General features: G+C 64.5%; 10 protein-coding genes. 4 read left to right on the forward strand and 6 right to left on the reverse strand.

From position 1 onward, the window contains the following. Positions 1-39: 39 nt before the first annotated feature. From PFY01_RS10030 to metC, 3 genes are read right to left on the reverse strand one after another with little or no spacing between them, the layout of a single operon-like run. On the reverse strand, positions 40-2,124 hold the full coding sequence (locus PFY01_RS10030; RefSeq protein ID WP_271041175.1) for a DNA topoisomerase IV subunit B: 2,085 nt from the start codon (positions 2,122-2,124) through the stop codon (positions 40-42). Then, positions 2,099-3,445 carry an O-antigen ligase family protein gene (locus tag PFY01_RS10035; RefSeq protein ID WP_271041176.1) on the reverse strand — a complete coding sequence of 449 codons (1,347 nt, stop codon included), beginning with the start codon at positions 3,443-3,445 and terminating at the stop codon, positions 2,099-2,101. The genes PFY01_RS10030 and PFY01_RS10035 overlap by 26 nt, the downstream gene beginning before the upstream one ends. A 23-nt stretch (positions 3,446-3,468) precedes the next feature. Beyond that, positions 3,469-4,647 (reverse strand): cystathionine beta-lyase, encoded by a 1,179-nt coding sequence (metC, locus tag PFY01_RS10040; protein ID WP_271041177.1) that lies wholly within the window; start codon positions 4,645-4,647, stop codon positions 3,469-3,471. Between the two features lie 104 nt (positions 4,648-4,751). On the opposite strand from metC, the gene PFY01_RS10045 reads away from it, so the two are divergent. Both PFY01_RS10045 and PFY01_RS10050 read left to right on the forward strand, forming a co-directional pair. Further along, positions 4,752-5,819, forward strand: coding sequence for an amino acid ABC transporter substrate-binding protein (locus PFY01_RS10045; protein ID WP_271041178.1), 1,068 nt, complete (start codon positions 4,752-4,754; stop codon positions 5,817-5,819). Between the two features lie 33 nt (positions 5,820-5,852). Further along, positions 5,853-7,175 carry a dicarboxylate/amino acid:cation symporter gene (locus tag PFY01_RS10050; RefSeq protein WP_066628371.1) on the forward strand — a complete coding sequence of 441 codons (1,323 nt, stop codon included), beginning with the start codon at positions 5,853-5,855 and terminating at the stop codon, positions 7,173-7,175. A 2-nt stretch (positions 7,176-7,177) separates the two neighbouring features. On the opposite strand, the gene sseA is transcribed toward PFY01_RS10050, so the two are convergent. From sseA to PFY01_RS10065, 3 genes are all read right to left on the reverse strand, one after another. Further along, the gene (gene sseA, locus PFY01_RS10055; RefSeq protein ID WP_420197017.1) at positions 7,178-7,963 is read right to left on the reverse strand and encodes a 3-mercaptopyruvate sulfurtransferase; all 786 of its coding nucleotides are present in this window, start codon (positions 7,961-7,963) and stop codon (positions 7,178-7,180) included. Between the two features lie 35 nt (positions 7,964-7,998). Further along, positions 7,999-9,159: an SAM-dependent methyltransferase gene (locus PFY01_RS10060; protein WP_271043050.1), complete on the reverse strand. Its 1,161-nt coding sequence runs from the start codon at positions 9,157-9,159 to the stop codon at positions 7,999-8,001. Positions 9,160-9,251: 92 nt separating this feature from the next. Further along, entirely contained in the window at positions 9,252-10,709 is a 1,458-nt protein-coding gene (locus PFY01_RS10065) for a cryptochrome/photolyase family protein (protein ID WP_271041180.1), read from the reverse strand. A 111-nt stretch (positions 10,710-10,820) separates the two neighbouring features. Between PFY01_RS10065 and kdsA the strand changes: the two genes are divergently transcribed. Both kdsA and rfaE2 read left to right on the forward strand, forming a co-directional pair. Continuing rightward, positions 10,821-11,699 (forward strand): 3-deoxy-8-phosphooctulonate synthase, encoded by an 879-nt coding sequence (gene kdsA / locus PFY01_RS10070; RefSeq protein WP_026108227.1) that lies wholly within the window; start codon positions 10,821-10,823, stop codon positions 11,697-11,699. Positions 11,700-11,717: 18 nt separating this feature from the next. Beyond that, positions 11,718-13,172 carry a D-glycero-beta-D-manno-heptose 1-phosphate adenylyltransferase gene (gene rfaE2 / locus PFY01_RS10075; protein WP_271041181.1) on the forward strand — a complete coding sequence of 485 codons (1,455 nt, stop codon included), beginning with the start codon at positions 11,718-11,720 and terminating at the stop codon, positions 13,170-13,172. Positions 13,173-13,174: the final 2 nt, after the last annotated feature.

Here is a 13,174-nt window from a genome sequence, read left to right on the forward strand (position 1 = left end):
TGTCAGGCGTCGCCGTGCGTTGGAAGGGCCGCGAGGCCGTTAGACGTCGAGTTCTTCTTTCACGAACTGGGCGTTTTCCTGAATGAACTGGAAGCGCGCGTCGGCGCGCTTGCCCATCAAGCGTTCGACCAGGTCTTCGATGCTGGCCTCAGCGTCGGGCACCGTAATGCGGGCCAGGGTGCGCTTCTTGGGATCCATGGTGGTCTCCTTGAGCTGGGAGGCCATCATTTCGCCAAGGCCCTTGAACCGGCCGATCTCGGTCTTTTTGCCTTTGAACACGGTCGCCAGCAGCTCGTCGCGGTGGGCGTCGTCGCGGGCGTATTCGCTCAAAGGACCGGCGCTGATGCGATAGAGCGGCGGAAGAGCCATGAACACCCGGCCCTGACGGATCGTTTCGGGCATCACGCGATAGAAGAAGGTAATCAGCAGGGCCGCGATGTGGGCGCCATCCACGTCGGCGTCGGTCATGATGACGATCCGCTCGTAGCGCAGGTCATCAATGTTGAATCGGTTACCGGGCTGAACGCCCAAGGCCAGGGCTAGGTCGGACAGTTCGACATTGGCGCGCAGCTTGTCGGCGGTGGCGGAAGCGACGTTCAGGATCTTGCCGCGCAGGGGCAGGATCGCCTGGGTGGTGCGGTCGCGCGCCTGTTTGGCCGAGCCGCCCGCCGAATCGCCTTCGACGATGAAGAGTTCGGTGCCTTGGGCCGACTGGCGGCTGCAGTCCGACAGCTTGCCGGGCAGGCGCAGCTTGCGGGTAGCGGCGGCGCGCTGGACCTCCTTGTCCTTACGGCGACGTAGCCGATCCTCGGCGCGATCGACGACGAAGCCCAGCAGGGCGTTGGCCTGTTTGGGGCTCTCGGTCAGCCAGTGGTCCAGCGGGTCGCGCAGCAGCTGCTCCACGATGCGCGCCCCCTCGGGCGAGGACAGACGGTCCTTGGTCTGGCCCTGGAACTCGGGATTGCGGATGAAGACGCTGATCAGGGCGCCGGCATTGGCGATGACGTCCTCGGCCGTGATGATCGCGGCGCGCTTTTCATTAGTCAGTTCGCCGTAGGATTTCAGACCCTTGACCAAGGCGGCGCGGAAGCCGGCCTCGTGCGTGCCGCCATCGGGCGTGGACACGGTGTTGCAGTAGGACTGGATGAAGCCGTCCGATTCACCAAAGCCGATCGGCGACCAGGTGACGGCCCATTCGAAGGCGCCCGCTTCGCCTTGGCGCTCGGCGCGGCCGGCGAAGGTCGGGGTGACGGTTTCCAACTGACCGATACGGTCGATCAGGGCGTCGGCCAGGCCGCCGGGGAAGTGCAGACTGGCCTGAGCGGGCGTGGCGTCGGTGATCCGCTCCGGCGCGCAGGTCCAGCGGATCTCAACACCGCGGAACAGATAGGCCTTGGACCGCGCCATGCGGAATAGACGAGCGGGCTTGAAGGCCGCGCCCATGCCGAAAATCTCATCGTCGGGCTTGAAGCGGATCAGGGTGCCGCGCTTCTTGGATGGGCCGATCTGCTGGATCGGGGCCAGGACGTGGCCGCGACTGAAGGCTTGTTTCCATTCGAAACCGTCACGCCAGACCGTGACCTCGACGCTTTCGCTCAGGGCGTTGACGACCGAGACGCCGACGCCGTGCAAACCGCCAGAGGTTTCATAGGCTTTTCCGGAAAACTTGCCGCCGGAGTGGAGGACGGTCATGACGACTTCCAGCGCAGACTTGCCGGGATGTTTGGGGTGAGGATCGACGGGGATGCCGCGTCCGTCGTCGCGAACCGACAGATATCCCTCGGCGTCCAGATCGACGGTGATCAGCTTGGCATGCTTCGCCACCGCTTCGTCCATGGCGTTGTCCAGGACTTCGGCGAACAGGTGGTGCAGGGCGCGCTCGTCGGTGCCGCCGATATACATGCCGGGGCGTTTGCGAACGGGTTCCAGCCCTTCCAACACCTCGATGGACGAGGCGGAATAGCCGGTGGCGGCCGCCGTCGTGGCCGTGGCCTGAACAGCAGGCGGCGCGGGCGTGGGGACGATAGACGGCGCAGCCGCAGGCGGAGCTGCCACAACAGGCTTGGGCGGCTCGGGTTTGCGAGCTTCGGGTTCGTCGTCAAAAGCGAAGAGGTCGGCGGCCATTCACATAGTCTGAGGCGATTCGGGACCGGGTCTGGTAGGCCCGTGACGCCTGTCGAGCAAGCGCTGCACGAACCGGCGCCGGATCAAAGGTCACGGCGCGGGCCATAATCGCCAGCATCAGGATCCACGGCAGGTTGGCGTGGGTTAGCAGGACGCTCTCGGACAGGCTTAGGGCCGTGAAGACCGCCAGATAAGCGACGCTCCAATAGCCTTCGCGCGCACCGAGCCCGTTCGTGCGCGCGACGACGAAGATCGCAGAGATCGCCATGACGGCGCCCACCGCCACCGCACCGGGCCAACCCAGTTGCACGAGAAGGTCGATCCAGCCGTTGTGAGCGGAAGGCACGGGCCATTGGGTCTCGATGCGGATTTCGCGTGCGGGGATCGAGTCCACGCCCCAGAAGGCGCTGAAGCCGTATCCGGTCCAAGGGCGCTCTGCGACCTTCCGCATCAAGGCTTCCCAGATGAGGGTGCGGCCTGTCAGCGACGGATCCTTGCCCAGCGCCGCCAGGATCGCAGCGGAATCGGAGTTCCACAGCCAAGTCGCGCCCGCCGCAATGATGACGGCAAGCCAGATGCCTATCACGGTGATGACCGCGCCGCCCTGTTTCAACGCCCACCACCCACCGATCATGCCCAGGCCCAGGCCCCAGCATAGAAGCGATGTCTTGGATTGGGTGGCGAGCACCAGGAGCGTGGTCAGGCCCAATGCTAGCAGGCAAATCCAGAACCGATGGTTGCGTCCGGCGATATGTTCGGCGGCCAGGGTCGCTGCGGCGGAGACGGCGCCCACCACCATGACCAGCCCCATCTGGTTCTTCTCGTACCAGAGCCCGCGCCACAGGCCGGCGTTGTCGAACTGGTGCACCCCGACCTTCGGATAGCCGAACACCATGATCAGGCTGCCGACCGCCATCACCAGACAGGTGTACATCAGGACGCGTGGCAGGGCGTCGTGACGGAAGCGGGCGCCCAGGTAGATGGCGAAGGCGCTGTTGATGGCCATGGCGATGACGCGGCGCTCAGTGACCTCGGGGTCGATCGACCAGTATTTCGAAACGAAACACAGGGTGACCAGGGCGAACATCATCAGCCAAGCGGGCCAGGCGCGGATGACCTTGTCGAAGCGAAAGACGATCAGGCCGGCGATGACGGCATAGACCGGCAACCAGATGAACCGCAGGATCGGCGTTTCGACCTGGGTCGGCGCGATCACGGGCGCGATCAGGGCGCCGGTCAGCATGAAGATGACGAAGCCGGCCGCCCACTGTTCCCACAGCGGCGGCGAATCATCCGGGGTCTGAACGGGCGGTTCGCGCACGGGCGCACAGTCCTTTGCGGCGCTTAAGGAACCGTGAGCGCGGCGGTGAAGGCGGCGAGACCTCGTTCCAGGTCGGCGATCAGTTCTGAGGGGTCTTCCAAACCGACATGCAGTCGGATCAGTTCGCCCTCAAGCACGGGCGGATGGCAGCGGTAGTCCATCTGATGGGTCTCGTGGGTGATCAGGCTTTCGAACCCGCCCCAGGAATAGCCGAGGCCGAACAGGGTCAGGGCGTTCAGCAACGCCTCGCCCGCCGCCTTGTCGCCGCCCTTCATAATCAAGCCCATCAGGGACGCCGCGCCGGTGAAATCACGCCGCCACAGGTCATGGCTGATCGAGTTGGTCAGGGGCGGGTAGAGCACGCGGGAGACCTCTGGCCGACCGTGCAGCCACTCCGCGACGATCAAAGCCGACCGCGCCTGTTCGGCATACCGCAGCGGCAGAGTCCGCAGGCCGCGCAGCGCCAGCCAGGCGTCGTCGGGCGACACATGCCAGCCGAGATCCTCGATCGTGTCGCCGATGGCTCTCAGACAGGCGGGATCGTTCGAAGCGATGCTGCCCATCAGCACGTCCGAATGACCGCCGACGTATTTGGTGACGGCCTGGACGCTGACGTCCACGTCATGGGTGAGCGGGCGATAGGCCATGCCAGCGGCCCAGGTATTATCGACCACCGTCAGAACGCCTCGCGCGCGGCAAGCCCGTGCCACGGCGGTGACATCGACCATCTCGAATGTGAGAGAGGCTGGCGACTCCATCAGCACCAACCGCGTGCGTTCGCCGATGGCGGCCAGAACAGCCTGCGCGTCTGCGTCTGCGGGCAAAAAGCGGGTCGTGACGCCGCGGGTCGATTGATACCGGCTCAGGAACCGGCGCGTCGGACCATAGACGGCGTCAGTTGTGATCACCTCATCGCCTGGTCTCAAAAGCGCCAGTAGCGGAACCGTGACGGCCGCAAGACCCGACGGAACCAGAAAGGCGTCCTTTGCCCCTTCCAGATCGGCCAGGGCGCGGCGAAGATCGCGGGCGGCGCTGCCGCCGCTGAGGCCATAGGTCGGCCCGTCGGTCTCGTCGCGCATGACGGCCGCGCTATCGCTCAACATCGTCGAGGCGCGTTCGATCGGCGGATTGACGCCGCGGCGGCCCTGGCCGCGTCGCGTGGCGGCGGCGATCAGGCGGGTGCGGTCCGAAAGCAGCGACATGGCCCCTCCCATGGGTTGCGGATCGGTCCCTAAAGGCCTCTAAAGCCACCGGGGCGCAAGCGGCGAGGGATAGGAACGCGATGCGGTGCTGGACGATCGGAGCGATGACCGTTGTGCTGATGACGACGGCTTGCGGGCGCCAGGACGCCAGCCCTGCGCCGGAAACCAGCCCCGCCACGCCCGCGCAAGCGTCTTCGACTGCGGTCGCAAAAAGCCCGACGCTGGCCGCCATCAAACGCCGCGGTCGCCTGAATTGCGGTGTGCATCAGGGTTTGGTCGGGTTTGCCTACACCGACAATCGCGGCCAGTGGCGCGGCTTCGACGTGGACTTCTGTCGCGCGACGGCGGCGGCAGTGCTGGGCGATGCCGATGCGGTGCGGTTCGTGCCTCTGTCGGCGTCGGATCGTTTCACGGCGCTGAACGACGGCCGCATCGATGTGCTTTGGCGCAACTCGTCCTGGACCATGAGCCGTGACGCGGGCGAGGGGTTCGTCTTCGCCGGCGTCAACTATTACGACGGCCAGGGCTTTCTGGTCCGGCGTTCGCTGAACCTGAATAGCGCGACTGAACTGACGGGCGCGCGGGTTTGCGTTCAGTCGGGTTCGACATCCCAGGCCAACGCCGCCGACTATTTCCGGTCTCGCGGCATCGAATATCGACCTGTCGTGTTCGAGACGGAGGAAGCGGCGCGCGACGCCTATGGCCGTGAAGATTGCGACGCGTTCAGCGCCGACATCTCTGCGCTAGCCGCCGCGCGGACCGTGCTGACCAATCCCAACGAGCATGTGATCCTGTCCGATGTGGCGTCCAAGGAGCCGCTGGGGCCGGTGATCAAGGCGGGCGACGAACGCTGGGCCTCTACCGTCCGCTGGACCCTGAACGCCCTGATGCTGGCCGAAGAACTCGGGGTCACCAAGGCCAATGCCAAAGATCAGTTCAAGACGACGACGGACCCACGCGTGCGACGTCTTTTGGGCGCCGAGGGCGAGTTCGGACCCATGCTGGGGCTGTCTAACGCCTGGGCCAAGGACGCCGTGGGTGCGGTTGGAAACTATGGCGAAATCTTCGAGCGGAATCTGGGGTCGCAATCGGCGCTCGACCTGGCGCGGGGTTTGAACGCACAATGGAACGCGCGCCCGGCCGGCTTGATCTATGGCCTGCCGATCCGATAAGCGCCGACGCTTGCATCGCTTCCTGGGGGACAGATGACCGAGACGAAACGCGGCGGCCTTGCGCTGCACTGGCTGATGTTGATCGGTTTCGCGGTCGGTCTGATCGGGGGATTGCTGGTCAATCTGACGCTGGGAGCGGATACGGCCTGGGTGGTCTGGCTGACGGACAACGTCACCGGACCGCTGGGCCAGATTTTCCTACGCCTGCTGTTCATGATGGTGATACCGCTGCTGTTCTCGGCCCTGGTGGTCGGCGTGGCCGAGATGGGCGATCTGAGCTCGCTTGGACGAGCGGGAATCAAGACCCTGTTGTTGACCATTCTGGTGTCCAGCATCGCGGTGGTTATCGGCCTGGTGATGGTCAATGTGTTCCAGCCCGGAAGGGGCGTGGACCCAGTCCTCGCTCAGCAACTGCTGGACCAGGGACGTGACGGCGCGGCCGGTATCGTCAGCGGCGCGCCCGAAACCATCCAGCTGGGTGATTTCTTCCTGGATCTGATTCCGTCGAACGTCTTCACCGCTGCATCCGAAAACCAGATCCTGCCGGTGATGGTGTTCGCTCTGTTCTTCGGCATCGGCCTGGTGATGGCCAAGTCGCCTGCGACCGACCGCTTGCAGCAGGTCATCGAGGGCATGTTCGAAGTGACGATGAAGCTGATCAACCTCTTCATCAAACTGGCCCCCATCGCCATCGCCTGCTTGATGTTCAACCTCGCGGCCCTGTTCGGCTGGGACCTTCTGGTGCGCCTCGCGGCCTATGTCGGCGTCGCGGTGGGCGCGATGGCGATCCACATGTTCGTCGTCTATCCGCTGGTGATCTGGATTCTTGGCGGCCGGTCGCCGATCGCCTTCTTCAAGGGCGTGCGCGAGCCGATGGTGGTGGCCTTCTCGACCGCTTCATCCAACGCGTCTCTGCCGGTGTCGCTGAAGGCGGCCGAGCAGGAGCTGAAGCTGCCGCGCAAGATCGCCCGCTTCGTCCTGACGGTCGGGGCCACCGCCAATCAGAACGGCACGGCCCTGTTCGAAGGCGTGACGGTGCTGTTTCTGGCTCAGTTCTTCGGCATCGACCTGACGATCACGCAGCAGATCATCGTCATGCTGGTCTGCATCCTTGGCGGCATCGGTACGGCAGGCGTGCCGGCCGGTTCGCTGCCGGTCGTGGCGATGATCCTGGTGATGGTGAAGGTGCCGCCGGAGGGCATCGGCCTGATCCTGGGCGTCGACCGCTTCCTGGACATGTGCCGCACGACGCTGAACGTCACGGGCGACCTGGTTCTGGCGACTGTCGTTTCGCGTGGCGAGGAAGACGAACCGATCGACGCCGATGATGTCGTCCCCGTGGCGCCGCCGGCCTGATCTCAGCCAGTTTCCACGGGGGTGTCCGTTCGGGCGCCCCATTCAGCCCAGGAACCGTCATAAAGCCGCGACGGACGACCGAGTTCGGCTAAGCCCAGCGTCAATATCGCGGCGGTCACTCCGGATCCGCAGGTCGTGATGATAGGTCGGTTGATATCCACGCCGGCGTCCGCAAAGGCCTGCTCCAAAGCTGAGCCACGCTTCATCGTGCCGTCGTTGCTTAGCAATCGGCCGTAGGGGAGGTTGCGTGCGCCGGGCATATGGCCGCTGCGAACGCCGGCGCGAGGTTCGGGCGCCGTGCCGTTGAATCGTGGTGTGCCTCGCGCATCCACGACCTGGACGTCCTGGGCCAAGGCCGCCCGCACGTCATCCAACGAGGCGACAGCATCGGGCGCCATCTTGGCATGAAAGTCTTTTGCATCTGCGACTGAAGGCCCGGAGACGGTTGGTAGGCCGTCGCCACACCAGCGCGGCAGGCCGCCGTCGAGCACCTGAACCCTCGTCGCGCCCATAGTCTTCAGCATCCACCAAACGCGCGCCGCAGAGAACAATCCGGCTGTATCATAAACGACGATCTGGTCATCGACGGAGAGGCCCAGCGTCCCGACCGCCGCCCCAAAGGCCTCTGGCGTGGGCATCATGTGGGGCAAAGCGCTGTCGCGATCCGATATCGCATCCAGATCGAAGAAGACTGCGCCAGGGATGTGGGCCTGTTCGAAATCGGCGCGCGCGTCGCGGCCGTCCAGATGCCAACTGCTATCGACGATCCGCAAATCGGGCGCGCCCAATCGCGCGGCAAGGTCCATTGTCGAAATTAGCGGGCTCATAGGCGAGACAGGCTCAGTTGGATGACGTCGGTGCGGCGAGAGCGGAATCCGGCCTCGCAATAGGCCAGATAAAAGTGCCAGAGCCGGCGGAATCTTTCGTCAAAGCCGGAAAGCTTGCTGATTTCGCCCCAGGACGCCTGGAAACGTTCATCCCAAAGCTTGAGCGTCGCAGCGTAGTCGAGGCCGAACCGTTCCACCGACTGCCATGACAGTCCGGCTTTCGACACGACCGGTGCCAGCCGGTCTTCGGAGGGCAGCATTCCGCCGGGGAAGACATACTTCTGGATGAAATCCGTCCGGGCATTGTATTCGTCGAACAGGTCGTCCTGGATCGTGATGATCTGCAGTCCGGCCTTGCCGCCAGGTTTAAGCACGTCGTGGACCTTGCCGAAGTAAGCGGGCCAGTACTCCATGCCCACAGCCTCGAACATCTCGATGGACGCCACCCGATCAAATCGACCCTGCACATCGCGGTAGTCGATCAGCTGAATATCGGCGCGGTCGCTCAAACCCGCGTTGAACATGCGCTGGCGAGCGAAATCGTGCTGCTCTTTGGAAATCGTGATCCCGGTGACCTTGGCGCCGATCTCGCGCGCCGCGAACTCGGCGAAGCCGCCCCAGCCGCAGCCGATTTCCAGCACTGACATGCTTGGCCGAAGATCCATCATTCGGGCCAGGGCGGCGTATTTCTCACGCTGCGCCACCTCCAACGCCTCACCATCGCGGCTGAAGCGGGCCGATGAATATGTCATCGTGCCGTCCAGCCACTGGGAATAGAAGGCGTTGCCCAGATCGTAGTGGGCGTGGATGTTTTTCTTCGATCCGGTCTTGCTGTTACGATTGGTGCGGTGGCTCAGCCAGTTGACCACCCACATGATCAGGTTGCCGTCGAACAGGCGCCGGATGTGATCGTAGTTGTCCACCAAGGTTTCGAGCAGACCGGCCAGGTGCGGACTGTCCCACTCGCCCGCGATATAGCCTTCGGCGAAGCCGATATCGCCGGCCGCCAGGACGCGGCGTGCAAACCGATAGTCGCGCACGGTCATCATGCCGCTGGGACCCGGCCGCTTGCCTTGAAGCACATGGGTCTCGCCATTGGGCAGTTGCACGGTCAAGCGGCCGAAGGTCCAGTTGGCGGCCAGAAGCCGCAGCAGCATGGCGAACACGCGCGGTGTTCGGCTGGCGACGGCTTCGATATCGGCGTGTGCGACGCTCATCTTTTGACTTTCAACGCGGAATACAAAGGGGGTCAATCACGGTCGCTGTGGTCGTCGCCGCGACCGGAAACGGTCTTCAGGGCAGCGAGCGCCCGGGCGCGGCCCTTCTCGTGTTCGACGATCGGTTTGGGGTAATCGCGCCCTAGAACGATTCCGGCGTCACGCAGCACTTCAGCGGGTGCGCTCCAGGGTGACTGTAGCCAGCGGTCCGGCAGGCGGCGAAGTTCAGGCACCCACCGACGGACATACCCGCCGTCGGGATCGAACTTTTCACCCTGCGTGATGGGATTGAAGATGCGGAAGAAGGGGGAAGCGTCTGCGCCAGAGCCTGCGACCCACTGCCAGTTCTGCGCATTGCTGGCCCGGTCGGCATCCACCAGCGTGTCCCAGAACCAGGCTTCACCTTCGCGCCAGTCGATCAGCAGATGTTTGATCAGGAAGGAAGCGACGACCATCCGGACCCGATTATGCATCCAGCCCGTCGTCCAGAGCTGGCGCATACCGGCGTCCACCAACGGGTATCCGGTCCGCCCCTGTCGCCACGCCCTGAGGCTCGCGTCGTCCTTACGCCAAGGCATGGCGTCATATTCGGGACGGAACGCGCGCTCGGTGATGTAGGGAAAATGGTGCAGCAGGTGCGCCGAGAACTCGCGCCAGCCGATCTCAGCAATGAATTTGTCGGCCTCCGATGATGACACCTTGCCGTCTTTGGCCTCCTGTCGGGCGCGGTCTATCGCCCGCCAAGGGCTGATCTCGCCCCAGTGAAGATGCGGCGACAGGCGGCTGTTGGCGCCTTGCCGGTCGGGAAAGTCGCGATCCTTCGCATAGGTCTTCAGGCCGGATGGTATGAACCTGGATAAGGCCTGCGAGGCCCCATCCTCCCCCGGCGTCCAGTCGAAGCTCTTGGACCAATCCGGACGGTGGGGGTGCAGCTTCCAGCCGTCGAGGTCGTCGGATTGAACCGTTTCGGGCGTCTGTATCTGGCGAGGTCCCGTTGTGTGAGCCGGCGCCTCGGCCGTGGCCAGCAGAGCTCTCAAGAACGGCGTGAAGACTTTGTACGGCTGGCCCGAACCGTTCAGCACCTCGCCCGGGCGGCAGAGCAGGGCGCCATTGAAGCCACGGCATTCGACGCCGTCCGCCTTGAGCGTATGGGCGATTTCGGCGTCATGCTCAAACGCCTCTGGTTCGAACAGGCGGTTCATAAAAACAACGTCGGCGCCGGTTTCGGCGATCAGCGCCTGAAGCTGGCTCAGCGCATTGCCCTTGCGCAGAATCAGGCGCGAACCGCGATATTGAAGCGCGGCATCCAGCGCCCTCAACGACTTGTCGAGCCACCAGCGCGACGCAGCGCCCATCGGCCGTTCGCTATGCACGTCCAGAATATAGACGGGCAGAATTGGCCGCCCCGTCTCCGTCGCGTGGTTCAGGGCGGGATTGTCATGCAGTCGCAGATCGCGGCGAAACCACAGGATGACAGGTTTGGTGGCCACGCGGGCGAACTCCGTGATAACTTGCGCTCATCCCTTCAGAGCGCCACCTGATGGCCCAATAGCTGCGGCAAAAGCCGCCTCCACAACACCGAACGTCGAAAGAGCCGCCTCGTGAGCCGACCCAACGCTGTCATTACGTTGTCCGAAGGTCTTCGGACGCCTGTCGTCATCGGCGGCGGCGCAAGAATCGCTTTCATCGCCGGTCCTTGCCAGATGGAGAGCCGCCAGCACGCGCTGGAGACGGCCCATGCCCTGAAGGAAATCGGCGAGCGGTTGAATGTCGGCATCATCTACAAGACCAGTTTCGACAAGGCGAACCGGACCAGCGCCAGCGCTGCGCGTGGCATCGGTCTGAAAGACGCCATGCCGATCTTCGCCGAGATTCGCGAGGTGACCGGCCTGCCAACCCTGACGGACGTCCACTCCGAGGTTCAGTGTGGTCCGGTCGGCGAGGTCGTCGATGTGTTGCAAATCCCGGCCTTCCTCAGCCGCCAGACCGACCTGCTGCTGGCCGCCGCCGCCACCGGCAAGGCGATCAACATCAAGAAGGGTCAGTTCCTGGCTCCTTGGGACATGAAGAACGTCATCGCCAAGGTCGTCGGCGCCGGCAATCCGAACGTCATGGCCTGCGAACGCGGCGCCAGCTTCGGCTACAACACTCTGGTCAGCGATATGCGGGCGCTTCCGGTGCTGCGAGAGATCGGCTGCCCCGTCGTCTTCGATGCGACCCACAGCGTTCAGCAGCCGGGCGGGCAGGGCGCGTCGTCGGGCGGTCAGCGCGAGTTCGTGCCGGTGCTGGGGCGCGCGGCGGTGGCCGTCGGCGTTGATGCAGTCTTCATGGAAACGCACCAGGACCCGGATAATGCGCCGTCGGATGGCCCAAACATGGTGCCGCTGAGCCAGTTCGAGGCCCTGGCCGCCGAACTGATCGCCTTCGACGACCTGGCCATCAAGATCGGGGCCAAGGCGCCGGTGGCGCAGGCCGCCTGAATCCTCTAGGTCGGACCCATGTCTGACACCCTGGACCTAGGTGCCCTGCAAAGCCTGCTGGAGCGCGTGCGCGGCTTGAAGATCGCCTGCGTCGGCGACTTGATGCTGGATCGCTACGTCTACGGCGAGGTCAGCCGCATCTCGCCCGAGGCGCCGATCCCTGTGCTCCGCACCAGCCGAACCGTCGCCATGCCGGGCGGCGTCGGCAACGTCGCGCGCAATATTGCGGCTCTGGGTGGGGTGGCGCGGCTGGGCGCCGTGATCGGCGACGACGCGGCTGGAGCGGAACTGACCGCTCTGATCGCCGCCGAGCCGCACATAGAAGACGTCGTGGCGAGGCCAGCAGGCGCGTCCACCATCGTGAAGACGCGCTTCGTTTCGGGAGGGCAACAGCTGTTGCGTTTGGATGACGAGGCTGCGCCTACCTCGATCCAACATTCGGCTGCCTTTATAAATGCGTCGGTCTATTTGCTCTCAGATTACGCCAAGGGTGTTGTCAGCGACGCGCTGCTGGCTTCCGCGCTGAACGCGGCGCAGACATCCGGGGCGCCGGTTGTCGTCGATCCAAAGGGGAGGGACTTCGCTCGCTACGGCGCCGTCGATGTCATCAAGCCCAATGCTTCGGAACTGGCCGGCGCTACCGGCCTGCCGGTTGGGACGGACGCCGAGGTCGAGACGGCGCTGGCTGCCTTGCTGGCCGCCACGACCGCCAAGGCGATCATCGTCACCCGTGCGGGCAAAGGGATGAGCCTGGCGCGGCGCGGCGAACCGGTAAAGCACTTCCCTGGCCGGGCGCGCGAGGTCTTCGACGTGTCTGGCGCAGGCGATACAGGCCTGGCCGCGATCGGGTTGGCGCTGGGCGCCGGCGCATCGCTGGAGATGGCGGTCGAGTTCGCCATCCTGGCCTCGGGCGTGGTCGTTGGGAAGGCCGGCACGGCAGTGGTTACTCCCGCCGAGCTGATCGAAGCCGAGCTGAGTCAGCACGCCACCGCTGCGTTATCCAAGGTGACGCCGCTCGACGAGCTGGCGACCGAGGTCGAAGGGTGGCGACGTCAAGGACTGAAGGTCGGATTCACCAACGGCTGTTTCGACATCCTGCACCGCGGCCATGTGGCCTATCTGGCGCAGGCCCGCAGCTGGTGCGATCGTCTGGTCGTGGCGCTGAATACCGACGCATCGGTCAAGCGATTGAAGGGCGAGGGGCGTCCGGTGAATGATCTGGATAGTCGCGCCGTCGTCATCGGCGGGCTGGCCAGCGTCGACCGCGTCACCAGCTTCGATGATCCGACGCCGATCGCCCTGATCGAACGGCTGCGTCCTGATGTTCTGATCAAAGGCTCGGACTATACGCGAGAGGGCGTCGTGGGCGGCGATCTGGTCGAAAGCTGGGGCGGCGAGGTCAAGCTGGCGGATTTCAAGGACGGCTATTCGACCACGCGAACGATCGAGAAGATGACAGGGAGCGCGCAGTGACG

The organism is Brevundimonas vesicularis (assembly GCF_027886425.1).
Classification (GTDB): Bacteria; Pseudomonadota; Alphaproteobacteria; order Caulobacterales; family Caulobacteraceae; genus Brevundimonas; species Brevundimonas vesicularis_C.